This window comes from Tepidimonas charontis, from assembly GCF_007556685.1.
Taxonomy (GTDB): domain Bacteria; phylum Pseudomonadota; class Gammaproteobacteria; order Burkholderiales; family Burkholderiaceae_C; genus Tepidimonas; species Tepidimonas charontis.
This window is the reverse complement of sequence record NZ_VJON01000001.1, coordinates 1-18,050: the sequence shown is the minus strand read 5'-3', so window position 1 is coordinate 18,050 and position 18,050 is coordinate 1. Positions and strand designations below refer to the sequence as shown.

The 18,050-nt window shown below is 67.9% G+C and carries 19 protein-coding genes, 1 tRNA gene and 1 pseudogene; 11 read left to right on the top strand and 10 right to left on the bottom strand.

Annotated features, from left to right (window positions below; translation table 11 throughout):
• Positions 1–160 precede the first annotated feature (160 nt).
• The 5 genes from Tchar_RS00100 to Tchar_RS00080 all read right to left on the bottom strand — a co-directional run bounded on the left by Tchar_RS00100 (position 161) and on the right by Tchar_RS00080 (position 3,491).
• Positions 161–236 (bottom strand) — tRNA-Asn (locus Tchar_RS00100).
• A 72-nt stretch (positions 237–308) separates the two neighbouring features.
• Entirely contained in the window at positions 309–1,244 is a 936-nt protein-coding gene (locus tag Tchar_RS00095) for a thiamine phosphate synthase (RefSeq protein ID WP_144327069.1), read from the bottom strand.
• 25 nt (positions 1,245–1,269) lie between these two features.
• Positions 1,270–2,088 carry a thiazole synthase gene (locus tag Tchar_RS00090; protein ID WP_144327068.1) on the bottom strand — a complete coding sequence of 273 codons (819 nt, stop codon included), beginning with the start codon at positions 2,086–2,088 and terminating at the stop codon, positions 1,270–1,272.
• A 6-nt stretch (positions 2,089–2,094) separates the two neighbouring features.
• Entirely contained in the window at positions 2,095–2,304 is a 210-nt protein-coding gene (gene thiS / locus Tchar_RS00085) for a sulfur carrier protein ThiS (RefSeq protein WP_144327067.1), read from the bottom strand.
• 38 nt (positions 2,305–2,342) lie between these two features.
• Positions 2,343–3,491, bottom strand: a complete 1,149-nt coding sequence (locus tag Tchar_RS00080; RefSeq protein WP_144327066.1) for an FAD-dependent oxidoreductase — start codon at positions 3,489–3,491, stop codon at positions 2,343–2,345.
• A gap of 84 nt (positions 3,492–3,575) precedes the next feature.
• Here Tchar_RS00080 and thiD point away from each other — a divergent pair, with 84 nt between their 5' ends.
• Entirely contained in the window at positions 3,576–4,457 is an 882-nt protein-coding gene (gene thiD, locus Tchar_RS00075) for a bifunctional hydroxymethylpyrimidine kinase/phosphomethylpyrimidine kinase (RefSeq protein ID WP_144327065.1), read from the top strand.
• A gap of 66 nt (positions 4,458–4,523) precedes the next feature.
• On the opposite strand, the gene Tchar_RS00070 is transcribed toward thiD, so the two are convergent.
• Positions 4,524–5,591 (bottom strand): NAD(P)/FAD-dependent oxidoreductase, encoded by a 1,068-nt coding sequence (locus tag Tchar_RS00070; RefSeq protein ID WP_144327064.1) that lies wholly within the window; start codon positions 5,589–5,591, stop codon positions 4,524–4,526.
• A gap of 59 nt (positions 5,592–5,650) precedes the next feature.
• Positions 5,651–5,980: a ferredoxin FdxA gene (gene fdxA / locus Tchar_RS00065; protein WP_144327063.1), complete on the bottom strand. Its 330-nt coding sequence runs from the start codon at positions 5,978–5,980 to the stop codon at positions 5,651–5,653.
• Between the two features lie 401 nt (positions 5,981–6,381).
• Here fdxA and Tchar_RS00060 point away from each other — a divergent pair, with 401 nt between their 5' ends.
• A complete protein-coding gene (locus Tchar_RS00060) occupies positions 6,382–8,205 on the top strand; it encodes a PHA/PHB synthase family protein (RefSeq protein WP_408033519.1) in 1,824 nt (607 codons plus the stop codon).
• On the opposite strand, the gene mnmC is transcribed toward Tchar_RS00060, so the two are convergent.
• Positions 8,193–10,160 (bottom strand): FAD-dependent 5-carboxymethylaminomethyl-2-thiouridine(34) oxidoreductase MnmC, encoded by a 1,968-nt coding sequence (gene mnmC / locus Tchar_RS00055; protein WP_144327061.1) that lies wholly within the window; start codon positions 10,158–10,160, stop codon positions 8,193–8,195. The genes Tchar_RS00060 and mnmC overlap by 13 nt on opposite strands.
• A gap of 9 nt (positions 10,161–10,169) precedes the next feature.
• Entirely contained in the window at positions 10,170–10,445 is a 276-nt protein-coding gene (locus Tchar_RS00050; RefSeq protein ID WP_144327060.1) for an oxidative damage protection protein, read from the bottom strand.
• A 253-nt stretch (positions 10,446–10,698) separates the two neighbouring features.
• Here Tchar_RS00050 and Tchar_RS00045 point away from each other — a divergent pair, with 253 nt between their 5' ends.
• The 6 genes and pseudogenes from Tchar_RS00045 to Tchar_RS00025 all read left to right on the top strand — a co-directional run bounded on the left by Tchar_RS00045 (position 10,699) and on the right by Tchar_RS00025 (position 15,447).
• Positions 10,699–11,478: a ferredoxin--NADP reductase gene (locus tag Tchar_RS00045; RefSeq protein ID WP_144327059.1), complete on the top strand. Its 780-nt coding sequence runs from the start codon at positions 10,699–10,701 to the stop codon at positions 11,476–11,478.
• 64 nt (positions 11,479–11,542) lie between these two features.
• Positions 11,543–12,025: a disulfide bond formation protein B gene (locus Tchar_RS00040; protein ID WP_144327188.1), complete on the top strand. Its 483-nt coding sequence runs from the start codon at positions 11,543–11,545 to the stop codon at positions 12,023–12,025.
• Between the two features lie 2 nt (positions 12,026–12,027).
• Positions 12,028–12,486: pseudogene (locus tag Tchar_RS00035) on the top strand (NAD(P)/FAD-dependent oxidoreductase); the annotation flags it as partial.
• A 259-nt stretch (positions 12,487–12,745) separates the two neighbouring features.
• Positions 12,746–13,666 (top strand): cation:proton antiporter domain-containing protein, encoded by a 921-nt coding sequence (locus Tchar_RS13790; RefSeq protein WP_201739258.1) that lies wholly within the window; start codon positions 12,746–12,748, stop codon positions 13,664–13,666.
• A complete protein-coding gene (locus Tchar_RS13785) occupies positions 13,663–14,421 on the top strand; it encodes an NAD-binding protein (RefSeq protein ID WP_201739257.1) in 759 nt (252 codons plus the stop codon). Before Tchar_RS13790 ends, Tchar_RS13785 begins: the two co-directional genes overlap by 4 nt.
• 72 nt (positions 14,422–14,493) lie before the next feature.
• Positions 14,494–15,447, top strand: a complete 954-nt coding sequence (locus Tchar_RS00025) for a universal stress protein (protein ID WP_144327058.1) — start codon at positions 14,494–14,496, stop codon at positions 15,445–15,447.
• A 35-nt stretch (positions 15,448–15,482) separates the two neighbouring features.
• On the opposite strand, the gene Tchar_RS00020 is transcribed toward Tchar_RS00025, so the two are convergent.
• Complete coding sequence (locus Tchar_RS00020; protein ID WP_144327057.1) at positions 15,483–16,550, bottom strand: quinone-dependent dihydroorotate dehydrogenase; 1,068 nt, start codon at positions 16,548–16,550, stop codon at positions 15,483–15,485.
• Between the two features lie 215 nt (positions 16,551–16,765).
• On the opposite strand from Tchar_RS00020, the gene rpiA reads away from it, so the two are divergent.
• From rpiA to Tchar_RS00005, 3 genes are all read left to right on the top strand, one after another.
• Positions 16,766–17,446 carry a ribose-5-phosphate isomerase RpiA gene (gene rpiA, locus Tchar_RS00015; RefSeq protein WP_144327187.1) on the top strand — a complete coding sequence of 227 codons (681 nt, stop codon included), beginning with the start codon at positions 16,766–16,768 and terminating at the stop codon, positions 17,444–17,446.
• Between the two features lie 5 nt (positions 17,447–17,451).
• Positions 17,452–17,655, top strand: coding sequence for a hypothetical protein (locus Tchar_RS00010; RefSeq protein WP_144327056.1), 204 nt, complete (start codon positions 17,452–17,454; stop codon positions 17,653–17,655).
• Positions 17,656–17,911: 256 nt separating this feature from the next.
• Positions 17,912–18,050: AAA family ATPase (locus Tchar_RS00005; RefSeq protein ID WP_144327055.1), on the top strand; the 139-nt coding region annotated here is incomplete at its 3' end.

Here is an 18,050-nt window from a genome sequence, read left to right as displayed (position 1 = left end):
GGCGGCCCGGTGTTGGTCGAAACGTCGGTCTGGGTGGAGCAATTTCGCTCGCGCAGCGACACCTCAGAGGCGTCCACTCGAACCCAACGGCCCCCTCGATTCTCGTCGGAGGCTTGACAGGCCCACCGATTGTGGGCTGTAGGGTGATTTGTGATTTATTTGGCTCCCCGACCTGGGCTCGAACCAGGGACCTACGGATTAACAGTCCGGCGCTCTACCGACTGAGCTATCGGGGATCGATCCCGCCATTATAGCGGAGCGCCCGTGAGGCGCCGGCTTCCGTTCGGGCACGGAATCGGTGTCGGGCGTCACGGGGTGGCGGTGTCGGTGCGCAGGCGTTGCCAGGCTTGCATCAGCGCGCGCGCCGCCGCTTCGGGGTCGGCGGCGGCCGTGAGCGCGCGCACCACGGCAAACGAGCCGACCCCGCTGGCTGCCACAGCCGGCAGCTCGGCCAGGCCAATGCCGCCGATGGCGACCGTCGGCAGAGCGCGCGCCAAGCGGGCGTAATGCGCCAGCCGCGCCGGTCCTTGGGGTGCCGTCGGCATGGCCTTGAGCGTGGTCGGAAAAACCGCCCCCAGCGCAAGGTAGCTGGGGCCGAACGACCAGGCACGCTGCATTTCGGCGTAGCCGTGGGTGCTGATGCCCAGGCGCAGTCCACTGGCACGCAGTTGCTGCACATCGGCCGGAGTCAGGGCGTCGAGGTCTTCCTGCCCCAGATGCACGCCGTAGGCGCCTGCGGCGATGGCTTCGCGCCAATGGTCGTTAATGAACAACCGCGCGGGCGTGCCGCGCACGGCGGCGACGGCGGCGCGCACTTCCTGCGCAATGCGGTCGCGGTCGGTGTGTTTGAAGCGCAATTGCAGCGTGGGCACGCCGGCGCGTGCCATGCGGCCGATCCAGTCGGCATCGGGCAACACGGCGTAAAGCCCCAGGTGCGCAGGGCAGGGTGCAAAAGAGGCGCTCGGGATCGATAAATCGAAGTCCGCCGGGTCATCGGGCCAGTCGTGGGGATCGAATGGGAGCGCCCGGCAGCGGCGCTCCCATGCCGCCGCCAAACACTGGGCGTCGGCGTCGATGAAGCCCAAGCGCCGCGCCGCGGCGTAAGCGGCGGCACGCACACTGGCATCGACGGGCTGGGCGTCGGGATCGGCGTCGCGGGCAATGGCGAGCGCCGCGTGTAGGCGGGCGATGGCCTGGGCGGCGTCAGCGGCAGCGGACAGCGTGGGAAAGCAGGGAGTGGCCATCACCAATCGGGGAATCGTGGGGGGATTAGCTCTGGTGCCAGAAGGGCGTGCCCAGCACCGGCGTGCTCGGCTGGGCGGCAGCCTGCGGCGCGATGGCCCCGGCCCGGTAGGCGGCGCGCCCGGCGGCGACGGCGTCGGCAAACGCTCCCGCCATGGCCACCGGGTCTTGCGCCAGGGCCACGGCGGTGTTGAGCAGCACGGCGTCGAACCCCCACTCCATCACTTGACAGGCGTGTGAGGGCAAACCCAGACCGGCGTCCACGATCAGCGGTACCTCCAGCCGCTCGCGCAGCGTGCGCAGCGCATGCGGGTTGACCGGCCCCAAGCCAGTGCCGATGGGTGCGGCCCAGGGCATGACGGCCTGGCAGCCGACGTCCAGCAGCCGCTGGCACACCACCAGGTCGTCGGTGCAGTACGGCAGGACCTTGAAGCCGCGCTTGATCAGCAAGTCGGCGGCCACCGGCAGTTGCAGGGTGTCGGGCTGCAGGGTGTAGTCGTCGCCGATCAATTCCAGCTTGATCCAGTCGGTGCCAAAGACTTCGCGGGCCATCTCGGCCGTGGTGATGGCCTCTTGTACGCTGTGGCAGCCGGCGGTGTTGGGCAGCACCGGCACGCCCAGGCGCTGCAACAAGGCCCAGAAACCGTGGCTGGCATCGGCCCCCAGTGCGCCGTGGCGCCGCAGCGATGCCGTGAGCATGCACGGCTGCGCTCGTTGGACGGCGCGCTCCAGCACCGCGGGTGACGGATAGCGCGCGGTGCCCAGCATCAGGCGGCTGGCAAAGGTCTGGTCATACAGCCGCAGGGGGTCGGCGTCGGCAAGCGTGGAGGCAGCAGCGGTGGTCATGGTCGATCAGCCCCCGACGACGGGGGTGATGATTTCGAGGCGATCGCCGTCGTGCAGCGGAGTTTGGGCGTATTGTGCCCGCGGCACGAACTGCAGGTTCAGCGCCACGGCAAAGGGTGCGTTGGCACCGGCGTCCGGGCGCAGGGCGGCGACGGCATCGGCCACGGTGGCGCCGTCGGCCAGTTGGTGTGGCTGGGCGTTGATGAACACCTGCATGGCGGGTCAGAAGCGGGCAAGGGTGATGCGGGAGCGCATCAGGATAGGGCCGTGGCAAGACGGTGTTTCGTGTCGTACGGCACGAAGCGCAGTCCCAGCTGGGTGGCCAAGGTGGTGGCGCCCGAGCTCAGGTACTCCAGCACGGCGTCGTGCACCGCCGGCGCGATGAGGAAGCCGTGCCGGTACAGACCGTTGATGTGCAACACGCGCGGGGCCGACTCGCGCACTGTGGGCAGGTTATCGGGCAGCGTCGGGCGGCACTCGGTGTTGAGTTCGAGGATGCGCGCCTCGGCAAAGCCGGGATGCACCGCATAGGCGGCGCTGAGCAGCTCCAGGGTCGAGCGCACGCTTGCCGGGGAGCGGTCGTCGGATTCGATTTCGGTGGCGCCGATGACGAACAGGTGGTTCGGTTTGGGTGCGATGTAGATGGGGTAGCGCGGGTGCAGCAGCCGGGTGGGGCGCTGCAGGGTCACGTCGGGCGCATACAAGCGCACGACTTCGCCGCGCACGCCGCGCAGGGGGCCGGCGCCCGGGTTCGTATCGGCTGGCCAGTCGGCGCGTGCCCCCAGCCCGCGGCAGTCCAGTACCCAGCCATCGGGGTGTGCACGCTGCCAGCGCAGGGCCTCATCCAGCGTGGCGTTCGTACCCCATTGCACCGTCACATCCAGGGTGTGCAGGGTCGTCAAGAGGGCATCGAGCAGCGCCCGGTTGTCGAGTTGACCCTCTTCGGGTAGGTACAGCGCATGGGCAAAACGCCCGGCTACCGCCGGCTCCAACGTGGCCAGGCCGGCAGCGTCCACTGCCTGTGGTGCGGGCAGCTCGGGCAGGCGCGTGACGGTGGTGCGCAGTAGCGCCTCGAAGCGCTGCGCTTCGCGCGCGTCTTGACGGTGCCACAGGATCAGGGTGCCATTCTGCTGAAAGAAAACCGGCGCGGCCAGCTCGGCACACAGGGTACGCCAGCGCGGCAGTGCATAGCGGCCCATGGCCACGACATTGGGCTCGGTGACGGCGGATTCGGCCAGCGGAGCCAGCATGGCGGCGGCCACGCGTGCGGCGCCACCGGCCTGTTGCGCGTCGGCGGCGGCATCGAGCACACGCACCGAGTGGCCGCGACGCGCCAGCGAAAAGGCCAGCAGCCGACCCATCAGGCCAGCGCCCAAAATGAGCACGGGTTCGCGATCGGACATGGTGGTGTGATCGTACCTGACAGACACCGCGTCTGCCGCCTCTGGGGCCACACAACCGCGCGGTACCGACGGATAATCTGATCCATGTCAACGCTCAACGACCTCGCTCATCCGCCGCTGCGCCGCTATGCCCGGGTGTTGTCCATTGCGGGCAGCGACTCGGGTGGTGGTGCCGGCATCCAGGCCGACCTGAAAACCGTGGCCGCCTTGGGCTGTTACGGTATGACGGCGATCACGGCGCTGACGGCCCAGAATACGCTGGGCGTGCGCGCCATCCACCCCGTGCCGGCCGCGTTTTTGAAGGAGCAAATCGCCACCGTGGCCGAGGATATCGGGGTGGATGCGGTCAAGATCGGCATGCTGCATGCGCCCGATATCGTCGAGGCGGTGGCCTGGGCGATCGACACCTACCGCTTGCCCAATGTGGTGCTGGACCCGGTGATGGTGGCCACCAGTGGCGACACGCTGATCGAGCCGCCGACGGTGCAGCGCCTGGTGGCGGAGCTGTTTCCACGCGCCACGCTGGTCACGCCCAATCTGGATGAGGCGGCCCTGTTGCTGGGGCGGCCGCTGAGCGCCGAAGACGAGCTGGAAGCCGCCGCCGCCGATTTGTTGCAAATGGGGGCGCCGGCCGTGCTGCTCAAAGGCGGGCATTTGGTGGGGGATCGCATCACCGACCTGCTGGCCGTGCGTGGCGAGCCAGCCGCATTCTGGATCCGCTTGACGGGGGAGCGCATCCGCAGCGACAACGTGCATGGAACGGGTTGCACGCTGTCGTCAGCCATTGCCGCCTATCTGGCCTTGGGACAGACGCTGGAGGAGGCGGTGCAGTCGGCGCACGCTTGGGTGCGCGGCGCGCTGGCGGCGGGTGCGCATGTGCGCACCGGCCAAGGCAGCGGGCCGCTGAACCACGGCTACGCGCCGGTGCCCATGCACGTCTTGGACGCCTCATCCCCGGGCTCCTAGTCCTTGGGGGCGGCCCGGCGCGGGGGAGGGTCTGAAGCCCGGCCCTGGGGGCGGGTGTCGATCGCTTCAGCGCGCCACGCCAAGCAGGCGCTGCAGCCGCGTGCTGGTGGTGGTGTACTCGAGCACGATGCGCTCGTTCGGGCGCAGCCACTGCGCCACCGCGAAGGCGGCCAGCGTGGCCTCGTGAAAGCCGCAGACGATGAGCTTGCGTTTGCCCGGGTAGGTATTGACGTCGCCGACGGCAAAGATGCCGGGTTCCGAGGTCGCAAAGCGCTCGGTGTCGACGGGCAGATGCTTGCGCTGCAGGGCCAGACCCCACTCGGCGATGGGGCCGAGCTGCGGGCTCAGACCCAGTCGGGGCAGCAGCAGATCCAGCGGGACGGCTCGGCGCTGATCATCGGCGGTGGCGATTTCCAGCGCCTGCAAGCGTCCATCGTCACCTGCAATGGCGCCGATGGGCTGACCCAGGGCCAAGCGAATCCACCCAGCGCCGATGGCCGATTGCAATCGCTCATCCAGCGCGGCGTCGATGTCGAAGCGGTCGGTGCGGTGCACCAGGGTGACGTGAGCGGCTCCGCCTTCGGCGATTTGCAGCGCACACTCGGCAGCGCTGGCCGTGCCGCCCAGCACCACGACGTTGTGGCCCGCCCATACCTCCGGACTGACCTCGTCGTAGCGGACCTGGTCGCCTTCCCACGGCGACAAATCGACCAGCGGCACCTTGCGGGGGAGAAAGGCGCCCGCGCCTGCGGCGATCACGATGGCGTCGCATTCGAACACCAGCCCGGCGCTGGTCTGCAGCCGAAACCGGGGATCGCCGGGTGGAGCGGCGCCACCGTTGGCCGTATCGGCGCGCCGCTGTAGCTGCGTCACCACCTGCCCCAGATGCAGCGGCACCTGCAGCGGTTGCAACTGGCGCAGCAGCCGCTCGGTGAGGGAGGCGCCATCACAGGCCACGATGCCGGGCAAATCGTAGATCGGCTTGGTGGGGTAGAGTGCGGTGCACTGTCCACCAGCGTACGGCAGCGCATCGACGACGTGCACGCGCACTTCCTGCAGGCCGAGCTGGAATGCTTGATACAGCCCCACCGGCCCAGCGCCGATCACGATGGCATCGGTTCGAATGGCGTTCATTGCCCAGCCCGAGTAGAGGCGCCGACGCCCGGCAGACGGCAGCACGTGTGGGGGCCGTTTCAGCGCTTGAGCAGCGCCAGCTTGCCGGTCTTGTCCTTGTACAGGTCGGCGTCGGGCAGCGGCGCCTTACGCTTGGTGATGCTTTTCCAGGTTGGCAGCTTGGCCAGCTCGGCGTTGAGCGCGATCATGTGCTGCTGGTCGCGCGGTACGTCTTCTTCGGCGTAGATGGCGCCGACCGGACACTCCGGGATGCAGACGGCGCAGTCGATACACTCATCCGGGTCGATGGCCAAAAAATTCGGCCCCTCCCGAAAACAATCGACGGGACAGACATCGACGCAGTCGGTGTACTTGCAGGCGATGCAGGCTTCGGTTACGACGTGTGTCATGGCGCAAGGGTCAAAGGTGACGCCGGACGGCGCCGCGCGGCGCGCAGTTGCCGCCGAAAAGAGTTTGAATTGTAGGTCCATGTGCAGGCGGCGCCCTTGATGTGCGTCACCTCATTCGTGCCTGTCATGTGGTTATCGTTGATACATCATCGACTCGGGCCATCACTGTCATGCCTTCTCGCTCCACTGTCACACCTGCCGCAGTTGCTGGCGCGCCAACGCAGTCGGATCGGTCGTCGCGCGCCGCTTCCACTGTACGGGGCGCTCGATCGGCGGCGCTGGCGGCTACTGCCGCGGCATCGTCGGCCTCGCCACCCTCTGCGCCGTCGGGGGGGGCGGCGGCACGAGCACCGCAGCCACGGGCGCCGCAATCCCGGCGGCGAGCGGATCCGCACGATGCACTGGACCAGCAGGCCACGGTGTTGATGGCACGGCTGTGGAGCGGGGTGTCGCCCCTGTCGCTGGCGCTTGCCGGCACCGACTGGTGGCTGCACCTGAGCAGCTCGCCCGGCACGCAATGGCGTCTGGCGCGCCAAGCCGCCCAGCATGCCCAGGCCTGGTGGGCGGATGCGCTGCGCGCCTGGGCGCAGACGGCCGCGCTGGCGGCACAGGGGCCGTTGGCGGCGGCAGGCACCTTGCGCGACGCGCCGCCGTCACCCGAACCCGCGGCCACTGCCGAAATGACGGCACTGGCGCAGGCACTGCAAGGCGATCCGCGCTATACCCATCCGTCCTGGCAGTGGTGGCCATGGCGGGCGTTGGCCGGCGCCGCCAAGGCGGTCGAGCTGTGGTGGCAGCAGGCCGCCTCGTTGCGTGGCATGCAGTCCCACAGCCGAGAGCAAATGCGCTTTTATGGCCAGCAGTGGCTGGATATGTGGTCGCCCAGCAATGTGCTGTGGAGCAATCCGCAGGCGCTGCAGCGCGCCGTCGAAACCGGGGGGCAGTCACTATGGAAGGGGTGGGGCCAGGTCATCGAGGATGTACGTTGGCGCCTTGGCCTGCAGCCGCCGCCGCGTTTCGACCCCGAGCTCGTGCCGGGGCGCAAGCTGGCTACCACGCCGGGGCAGGTGGTGATGCGCAACGCGCTCATCGAGCTGTTGCAATATGCACCGACCACCCCGACGGTGCAGCGCGAGCCGGTGTTGATCATCCCCTCGTGCATCATGAAGTACTACATCCTGGACCTGTCGCCGCACAACTCGCTGGTGCGCTGGTTGGTCGGGCAAGGGTACACGGTGTATATCGTGTCGTGGAAAAACCCGGACGAAGGCGACGCGCTGCTGGGGATGGACGACTATGTGCGCGACGGTGTACTGGCCGCCTTGGAATACGTGCACTGCGCCACCCAAGTCCCGGTGCATCTGATGGGCTACTGCCTTGGCGGGACATTTGCGGCCATTGCCGCGGCGGCGCTGGGCGGAGGAGATGCACGCCTGGGCTGCCAGATCGTAGCCACCGACAACCCCGGGGTGAAGGGGTTGTTGGCCAGTTTGACGCTGCTGGCGGCTGAGACGGACTTCAAGGAGCCGGGCGAGCTGGGCATTTTGATCGACGAAGAGCAGGTGCGACTGCTGGAAGACATGATGGCGGCGCGCGGATTTTTGACCGGGCAGCAGATGGCCGGCTCGTTTCAATTCTTGCATTCGCGCGAGCTGGTCTGGTCGAGCCAGACGCGGCGCTGGTTGCTGGGTGAAGACGAGGTCGGCAATGATCTGATGGCGTGGAACGCCGACGTGACGCGCCTGCCGGCGGTGATGCACAGCCAGTACTTGCGCCAGTGCTACCTCAACAACGATTTGGCCGAGGGGCGTTTCCGTTTCGAGGGCCAGCCCATCGCGTTGCGCGACATCCGCGTGCCGGTGTTTGCCGTCGGCACCGTGAAGGACCATGTGGCACCCTGGCGCTCGGTCTACAAGATTCATCAGCTGGTGTCGGCCGAAGTGACTTTTGCGTTGACCAACGGCGGCCACAACGCCGGCATCGTTTCGGAGCCGGGGCACGCCGGCCGCTACCACCATTTGCTGACCACCGGTATGCACGAAGCGTGGCGCACGCCCGACGAGTGGCTGGCGGTGGCGCCGCGGCTGGAGGGCAGTTGGTGGCCGTCATGGCAGGCGTGGTTGCGCGCCCACTCCAGCGGCGAGGTGCCGGCGCGCACGCCGCCGGTCCACCCCGCGCTGGGGGCGGCGCCGGGGCGTTATGTGCAGGTGCGCTACGGAGACTGATGGAGAGGCGTCGTCGCTGGCGCGTGCAGCCAGCGGCTGGCCTGCAGCGCCCGCGCCAAGCTGCGCTCCAGCGGCCACGGCTCGCCGTGCAGGTCGGCGGCCAGTACCTCCCCGCACAGCACCGCCAGCGTCAACCCACGTGCGCCCAAACCGCTGAGCACATGCAACCCCGGCCAGCGCGTCGCATCCGCGGGACCGACCACCGGCATCCGGTCGGGGACGGTACAGCGCACCGCAGCCCAGCGCTGGGCATGGGGCCAGGCAGCGCGCAGCGCCTCGGCGGTGGCGGGCAACAACCGGTGCAATTTATCCCAGTTGGCCGCATGTTCAGCGACATTGGGCGTGCGGTCGTTGACGCCGCGCACGAAGGTCGAACCCATACACCACAGGGGCGCCCCGTCATCGCCAGGAACACCGCTGATCAGGCTGCCATGGCCATTGACGGGAAACGGCGGCAGTGCCGCGCGCGTCTGCGCGTCCAGGTTCGCCAGCGCGGCCCACGCCACTTGCCCGCGCAGGGCGTGCAGCGGCAGGGTCGCCGCTCCGGTGCTGGCCAGCACCGCGTGCGTATCAAACCCCGCGCACAGCACCAGCACGGGCGCGCGGGCCCAGCACCGCCTGCCACGCCCCAGCGCCTCCCAGGCGCCATCGCTGGGGTCGCGCCGCAGCGCCTCCACGCGCGCGCCGGTGTGCACCGTGATGCGAGGATGGGACAGCTGCGCCGCGACCAGCCGCGCCGGGCGCAGCCACGCCGCACAGGCATGCCACAGCGCGGGGGTGTCGGGTGGTAGGCCGGCATCGCGCAGTCGGGCGGCGTCGGCTGTGGTGCTCCAGGCGCGCCCGTGTTGCTGCCAAGCGTCGGTGGCCGGCAAGGCGCGCTTGCCATCCACCCGGTGCTCCAACGCCCCGCTGGGGGCCCAATCGGTGCCGACCTCCAGCAGTGCGGCAGCGCGCTGCAGGGTGGCGGCAACGCCCGCGCGCGTCAAGCGCGACAGCGGCGCGTCGTCGGGCGAGACATGCGGCGCCACCAGGCCGACGGGCAAGCCCGAGGCCCCTGCAGCGACGTGGTCGGCGGCATCGAGCACCGTCACGTGCCAGCCGCGCTGCGCCAGACTCCAGGCACTGGCAGCCCCCGCCAACCCAGCCCCCACGACAATGGCTTGGCGCGGCGCTTCATCGGGCCAGGATGGCGTGCGCAGCGCCGAGCGCGGCTTCCAGCGCGGGGCGTATGTGGCCCGTAGGCAATGGCGCTTGGGCGGCAGGCCAGGGGCCTTGCGTACCTCGAAGCCCAGAGTCGTCAAGGTGTCGCGCACGCTGCGTGCCACCGTCCAGGTGGCCGCACGGGTGCCCGGTCGGCACAGGCGCGCGACCGCACGCAAAACCTCGGGTGCCCACATGGCCGGGTTGGCGGCGGGGTCGAAGCCGTCCAAAAAGACGCTATCGACGGCGACGTCCAGCGTGGGCAGGGTGTGTGCGGCCTCGCCGATGAGCAGCGTCAGATACAGGGTGCGTGGTTGGCCGACGCTATCTGCGCCATGCCAGATCCAGCGATGCACGCCAGGCAGCAAGCCGTGCCAACGCGCCGCCAGCCATTGCGCCAGCGGCTGCAGCGCTGCAAAAGGCGCTGCGCTGCGGCGCACATCGTCGGCATACGCGGGATAGGCCTCGGTGGCGGTGTAAAACAGCGTGGGCGGCGCAGCGGGCTGCGTCAGCCAGGCGTGCCAGGTGGCCAGCGCGTTCAAGCCCAGGCCGAAGCCGTTCTCCAGCACATGCCAGCGCGCCTGGCCCGCCCACGCCGTGCTGCCGCCGTCAGCCCACAGACCGCAGCCGGCCAAGAACACGTAGCGCGCCTGCGCCAGACCGCCCTGACCGTCGGCGCCGCGGCTGCGGTAGATGTCACGGAAACGAGCGCTGCGTGGCGTGCCATCGGGCAGCCACTCGACCTCTGCCTGCACGGCGCGCCATCAGTCGGCTTTGGGCGGCACGTAGCCGGCGGCCACGTCCGCCCCTTCACCGAAGAAGTGTTTTTCCATTTGCCGCGCCAAGTATTGGCGGGCGCGTGCATCGGCCAGATTGAGTCGGTTTTCGTTGACCAGCATGGTCTGGTGGCGCAGCCAGTCTTGCCAGGCTTGCTTGCTGACGTTTTCGTAGATGCGCTTGCCCAGTTCGCCCGGGTAGGGCGGAAAATCCAGGCCCTCGGCCTCGACGCCGAGTTTGATGCAGCGAACCATGCGTGCCATGTGTCGACGCTCCGTGTTCGAGTCCTTCATGCCTTGCTGGAATGTCAGCCTACGCTTTATGGCATGAAAGGTTTGTTAGGATTGAGTGCTCAGCGCACACCGTGCGCCATCCGGCGGGCGTGCGCTGCAGCAGACTCAACTGTAACGCGTTCCCCGCTTCCCCAAAGCCGACAGGGCGTTGCGTCAAGTCAAGGCGCGGACAGGGCGACCGCGCTACGCTTGGGGCCTTCGTTTCGTACCCATCTCCATTATCATGGCAGCATTCGATGAAGAGCGCGTCTTGAGCGTGCACCACTGGACCGACCGGCTCTTTAGCTTCACCACCACGCGCAACCCCGGTCTGCGCTTCCTCAACGGCCAGTTTACGATGATCGGCTTGCGGCTGGAAAGCGGCAAGCCCTTGCTGCGCGCTTACAGTATCGTCAGCGCCAATTACGAGGAGCATCTGGAGTTCCTCAGCATCAAGGTGCCGGATGGGCCACTGACCAGCCGGCTGCAGCACATCCAGCCCGGCGATGCCGTCATCGTCGGCCATAAGCCGACCGGAACCTTGGTCATCGACTATCTGTTGCCAGCGGCGAACCTGTACCTGTTTGCCACCGGCACCGGTCTGGCTCCGTTCATGAGCATCGTGCGGGACCCCGCCACGTACGAGCGGTTTCAACAGGTGGTTCTGGTGCACGGGGTGCGGCAAGTGGCCGAGCTGGCCTACCGCGACTATTTGACGCGCGAGCTGCCCGAGCACGAATTTCTCGGCGACTATGTACGTACGCAATTGATTTACTATCCGACCGTGACGCGCGAGCCGTTCGAACGCCAAGGTCGCATCCCGCAATTGGTGGAAAGCGGACAGATGGCGCGTGAGCTGGGCCTGCCGGACCTCAACCCACAGACCGACCGGGTGATGATTTGCGGCAGTCCCGCGATGCTGCGCGACCTCAAAGCCATGTGCGAGCGTCGTGGTTTCGTCGAAGGCAACACCAGCACCCCGGGGCAGTTCGTCATCGAAAGGGCATTTGCCGATGCCAACTGAAAGTGGGCGCCGTGGCGGCCGCCCGCGCGTCGTCGTGGATGGGCTGGGCGCGGTCGTGGCGTGGATGGGGCGGCCGCGCCGCGTCGCTGCGGTGGTGGCGGCATGGTGTGCGGCGCTCTTGGCCGCCGGGCTGTATTTGCAACACGTCGTCGGTTTGGAGCCATGCCCGATGTGCATCGTGCAGCGCTATGCCTTGCTGTTGACGCTGGCCACGGCCGTGCTGGCGGTGTGGGTGCGTGTGGCGCTGGTGCGGACGCTGTTGGGCGTGGGGGCGCTGTGGGCTGTGTTCGGGGCGGTGGTGGCGGCGCGGCAATCGTGGCTGCAGTGGTTTCCGCCGGAAGTCGCGGCCTGCGGGCGCGACTTCTACGGCATGATCGAGGCCTTTCCGCTTCGGCGCGCCATCCCGATGATTTTTCGAGGCAGCGGTGACTGTACCGCCATCGACTGGACATTTCTGGGTTTGAGCATCGCCAACTGGTCGTTTTTGCATTTCGCGGCGTTGACGGTTGTCTTGGGTAGCACCGCCTGGTTGGCGGGACGGCGTTAGGTATGGAGCGCGTCGACGCTGTCGTGGTGGGGGCCGGTGTCATCGGCCTGGCGGTGGCGCGCGCGTTGGCACAGGCCGGGTGGCAGACGGTGGTGCTGGAGCGTGAGCGCGCCATCGGCACCGGCATCAGCAGCCGCAACAGCGAAGTTATCCACGCCGGCCTGTACTACGCACCCGGTTCGCGCTAGGCACGTTGGTGCGTCCGTGGGCGCGCCCTGCTGTACGAATTGGCCCAGCGCTGTGGCGTGGCGCACCGCCGCTGCGGCAAGCTGGTGGTGGCCACGGCCACCGACGAGGAGGCCGCTCTCGCGGCGATAGCCCAGCGCGCAGCAGCCAACGGCGTGCCACTGCAGTGGCTCAGCGCCGCAGAGGTGGGCCGCCGTGCCCCGGCGTTGCGCGCCTCGGCGGCCTTGTGGTCGCCCGAGACGGGCATCATCGACAGCCATGGGCTGATGCGAGCGTTCCCAGCTTGTCGCGTTTCATGGGCCTGGCGTTGTCCGCCATCACCTTTGAAGCCCGTGCAGGCCGCTTTCTGCATGGGGATGGACGGTGACGGTGGCGTGAAGTACTGCCGCGGCAGCGAGCATGTGCCGACGCCGTCGTGCACGTTGGTTTCTGGGGTATGCTGTGTCCGGGGCCTTTATGCGGTCCACCCGCTCCGCCCGGCGGCCGATGCGGGTGTTGCATGGCACTCGGTTAGCCAGATCACGCCAAGCGTCCATGTTCGATACGCCGTTTGCCGAATTCGCTGCGTTGTTGCTGGTGGCGGCGTTGGTGGGCGCCGTTTTCGTGCGGCTGCGCCAGCCGGTGCTGATGGCCTACATCGTCATCGGCATCGCCTTGGGTCCAGCGGGGTTGGGCTGGGTCAAAGCGCACGACCAAGTGGCGCTGTTGGCGCAAATCGGGGTGACGGTGCTGCTGTTCATCGTCGGCCTCAAGCTCGACTTGCAACATGTGCGCCACATCGGCCCAGTGGCCTTGGCCACCGGCCTGGGGCAACTGGCGTTCACCATCGTATTGGGATTCGGGCTCATGTTGCTGCTGGGCAAGGATGTGATGACGGCGCTGTACGTGGCCGTGGCGCTGACGTTTTCCAGCACCATCATCATCGTCAAGCTGCTCACCGACAAGCGCGAGCTCGATTCGCTGCACGGACGCATCGCCGTCGGCTTTCTGATCGTGCAAGACTTGGCGGTGGTGCTGGCGATGATGGCGATGAGCGCCTTGCGCACCCCGGCGGACGGCGGTGCAACCGCGGCGTGGACGGATGTGGCCGTGTCGCTGGCCACGCGGCTGTCGTTGGCGGTGGGGTTGATTGCCCTGGTGATGCGGTGGGTGCTGCCGCGGCTGGTGGCGGCAATGGCGCGCTCGCAAGAGCTTTTGCTGGTGTTTGCGCTGGCGTGGGGTACGGGGCTGGCGGCGTTGGGTGCGTGGGCGGGGTTTTCGATGGAAGCGGGCGCGTTCGTCGCCGGTTTCACCTTGGCCTCCACCCACTACCGAGACGCCATCAGTGCGCGCTTGGGCGGCATTCGTGATTTTTTGTTGCTGTTTTTTTTCATTCACCTGGGGGTCGAGCTGGATCTGACCACCTTGGGCCAGGAGTTGAGCAGTGCCTTGGTGCTGTCGGTCTTCGCGTATTGATTGGCAACCCGCTCATCGTCATGGCCATCATGGGCTATATGGGCTATCGCAAGCGCACCGGCTTTCTGGCGGGGTTGACGGTGGCGCAGATCAGCGAGTTCTCCATCGTTTTCGTGGCCATGGGCATCACGCTCGGGCACGTGGACGTGCAGGCGCTGGGGTTGACGACCTTGGTCGGGTTGATCACGATTACCTTATCGACGTACATGATTCTGTACTCGCAGCCGCTGTATGAACGACTGGCGCCGTGGTTGGATGTGTTCGAGCGCCGGCGACCCTTTCGCGAGCTGGCCGTGGATCGGCATCCGCCGCGCCAGGGCGAAGCCGACGTGTTGATCTTTGGCCTGGGACGCTATGGCAGTCGGCTGTTGCGGGAGCTGCGGGCGGCGGGTGTTGCCGCCACCGGCATCGACCACGATCCCGAGGCGGTGCGTGACCTCAAGCGCGAAGGGCTGCCGGTGCACTACGGCGACGCGGAAAATCTCGACTTTCTCGAATCGCTGCCACTGGTCGATGTGCGCTGGGTGGTGGTGACCTTACCGTTGGTGGAGTCCACCCGTGCCTTGGTGCACGGCTTGCGTGCGGCCGGCTACACGGGCGCCGTGGCCGTGACCGCCCGCGATGAGGCCGCGCTGCGCCAACTCGCTACCCTGCCGGTGCAGCGCGTTTTTCTACCGTTTCGCGATGCTGCCGTGCATGCGGCACAGACCCTGGCGGCCGCGCTGGTTGCAGCGCCGGCTTCACCTCCGGAATGATAGGTGGCCGGGTAGCGCCAGACGGGTAGAGACCGTGCAGAACAACGATGCGCCTGCGGGGCTGGAGTGGTGATGATGCTGTTGGACCGACCGATCGACTTGGCTGCGGATGCGACGCTGAAAGGCGCCATCGTCGTGGCCAGCGATTTTTCACCCGGGGCCGAGCGCGCCCAAGAGCGCGCGTTGCGCCTGGCGCGCGCCAGCGATGCGCCGCTGGCGCTGGTGCATGTCTTGCCGCAGGACTGGCTTGCGTCCTTGCAGGAATGGCTGAGCGCCACCCGCGGTGTCGAGACGGTGGCCGGCACGGTGCGCGCCACCCTTGCAGGATGCGCGCAACGGCTGAGCCAGCCACTGGGGCGACCGGTGCGCGCCGTGCTGCTGTCGGGGCACCCCGTACAGGCGCTGGCAGAGGTGGCGGCGGCTTGTGAGGCGCGTTTGGTGGTGGTGGGCGCACTGGGGCAAGACAGCGCGGGGGCGAGCGCGCGACGGCTGCTGCTGGGCACGACGGCCGAACGCTTGTTGCGCAAAACCCAGCAACCCTTGTTGGTGGTGCGTGGCGAACCCACCCAGCCCTATGAACGCGTGCTGCTGCCGGTGGATTTTTCGCCGTGGTCCGCACCGACGTTGGCCGTGGCCGATGCTCTGGCACCGGTAGCCCATATCCACCTGTTGCATGCCTACCGCGTGCCGTTCGAAGAAAAACTGCGCTTTGCTGGCGTACCCGACGAAACCATTGCTATGTACCGGCAGCAGGCGCGTTCGCGTGCGCACGCGCGCTTGCGTGCCTTGGCGCAGGCCCAGGGCTGGACGTCGGCGCGCTATACGCTGCTGCTGCGGGAAGCCGATGCCGCGCCCTCGATCGTGGAGACGGCGCAGACCCATCGGTGCGATTTGATCGTGATCGGCAAGCACGGCACCAGCGCTGCGGAGGATCTGTTGCTGGGCAGCGTCACCAAGCACGTGGTGGCCGAAGCGCCCTGCGATGTTCTGGTGTCGCCCGCCAGCGCGCACGGCCCAAGCGGCTGACCGCACAGCCGGTGTGCGTCCGGCGCGGGTTGCCGTCATGCGGCGCGGCGGCCGCGTGCGTCGCGCAGCGCCAGGGCCACTTCGTGCACCAGCGCCGGGCCGCGGTAGATGAGCCCGGTGTAGAGCTGTACCGCGTCGGCGCCGGCGTCCAGCTTGGCGCAGGCGCTGGCGGCATCCATGATGCCACCGACGCCGATGATGGGGAAGCGGGGCCCCAAGCGCGCCCGCAGCGCCGCAATGACGCGGTTGCTGGCGGCCTGCAGCGGTTGCCCCGACAGACCACCCGCCTCGTCCGCGTGAGGCAGACCCGCTACCGCATCGCGTGCCAGCGTCGTGTTGGTGGCGATGACGCCGTCCATGCCGTGGCGCTGCAGGGTCGCGGCGATGACGGCGATCTGATCGTCGTCCAAGTCTGGCGCGATTTTGATGAAGATCGGGCGCCGCACGCCGTGCCGATCGGCCAGCGCCTGGCGGCGTTCGGCCAGCGCAGCCAGCAGCGCATCCAAGGCCGCATCGCTTTGCAATTGGCGCAAATGTTGCGTATTGGGGCTGGAGATATTGACCGTGATGTAGTCCGCCCACGGATAGACCCCCTCCAGGCCGAGCAGATAATCGTCGGTGGCGCGCTCGATGGGCGTGCTGGCGTTTTTGCCGATGTTGAGGCCCAGCACCAAGTCGCCGCCCCCTGGCTGCTGCCGCACGCGCGCGCGACGCACATGGGCCACGAAGGCGTCGAGTCCATCGTTGTTGAAGCCGAAGCGGTTGATCAGCGCTCGTGCCTGCGGCAGCCGAAACAGACGAGGCCGCGGGTTGCCGGGCTGGGGGCGCGGTGTGACGGTGCCGACCTCGACGAAACCGAAGCCCAGCGCCGCCCAGGCGTCGATGCAGCGCGCATTTTTGTCCAGGCCCGCGGCCAGGCCCACCCGGTTCGGAAAGTGCAGACCGGCCAGGGTGACAGGGTCGTCGATGCGTGGTTGACGCAGCACACACGCCAGCGGCGTGTGCTGTAGCCGCTCCAAGGTGGACAAGGTCAGATCGTGGGCGCGCTCGGGGTCGAGCCGAAACAGCGCACTGCGCAAGGGGGCATAGGGCAGCCAAGTCATAGATAATCGGGGTGACGTCGCCTCACGTCCGCCGCTGTGGTGTTGCGGCGTAGCGCGGGGGCGGGCGCCGGTCGTGCCGGGGTGACGTGGAAGGATGCGCGGCTCACGCCAACGCCGCTGTGGACCGCAGGGCCGATTGTCGCATCCCCTGGGCGATCGTTGTCCGGGTTTTGGCACAGGATGTTTCGATGCATACCGACTCGGCCGCTTCGGCCATGACACAAGACGAACTCAAGGCCCTGGTGGGGCGTGCTGCGCTGGCCTATGTCGAGCCGGGGCAGGTGATCGGGGTCGGTACTGGCTCGACCGTCAACCGCTTCATCGACGCTTTGGCGGCCTCCAAGATCGCCATCGCCGGCGCGGTATCCAGCTCCGAGGCGTCCACGCTGCGGCTGCAGGCGCATGGCATTCCGGTGTTCGACGCCAATGAAGTGCCCGAGCTGTCGGTCTACATCGACGGCGCCGACGAAATCGAGCCCGGCGGTTGCATGATCAAAGGTGGCGGCGCCGCGCTGACACGGGAAAAAATCGTCGCCGCCCAGGCGCGCCGCTTCATCTGTATCGCCGATGAGTCGAAGTGGGTGGCGCGCCTGGGGCGCTTCCCGCTGCCGGTGGAGGTCATTCCGATGGCCACGCAGCGGCTGATCCGCCAGTTTGCGGCCCTGGGTGGCAGTGCCCGTGTGCGCCTGCGCGACGGCGTGCCGTTGGTCACCGACAATGGCCAGCACATTCTGGACGTGACGGGGCTGACGATCGACGATCCGCTGGCGTTCGAGTCGATGGTCAACAACTGGCCCGGCGTGGTGACAGTGGGGGTATTTGCCCACCAGCGCGCGCACCTGTGCTTGCTGGGTACGCCACAGGGCGTGCGCACCATCGCATTCGACGCCGCTTGAGGCCCGTGGCAACGGCGGCGATCGTCGATGGCGCTTTGCGTGCCACCGCGCCCAGCCGTCACCGCACCACGCTGCCGCAACGCCACGCCGCCGCACGGCGCGGCAGCCGCAGCGCCCAACCGCTGCCGCAGCGCCACGCTGCAGCCGCAGCCGCAGCGACCGGACGCCGATGGTGTGCCGGGCACGTATCCGAAGCCGCTCAGGAGTAGGCATAGAACAAAGCATGAAAGATTGTCGATGTTTTCAGGCTGTCCCACATAACGTTTCACATACCGTGCGCTACGGGCACTCGGCAACAGCGCCACCCGCGCACGCGGGTGATGCCCGCGGCGGCAGCAACACCAGCGCACCAATGCCATCGCCACCATGCCCGCGTCCATCTCGGCTTGGCCGACATCCATCCAGTGCGCGCCGCCCACCGCAGTAGTGGCGATGACACAGTAGGGACGATGCCATAATCGCCGCGTGCAACGCTTGAAGCTCCCCATCGGCATCCAGACCTTCGCCAAGATCCGCGAAGACAACGCCTACTACTACGTCGACAAAACCGCGTTTGCGCTGCGCCTGATCGAGTCGGGCTCGCACTACTTCCTCTCGCGCCCGC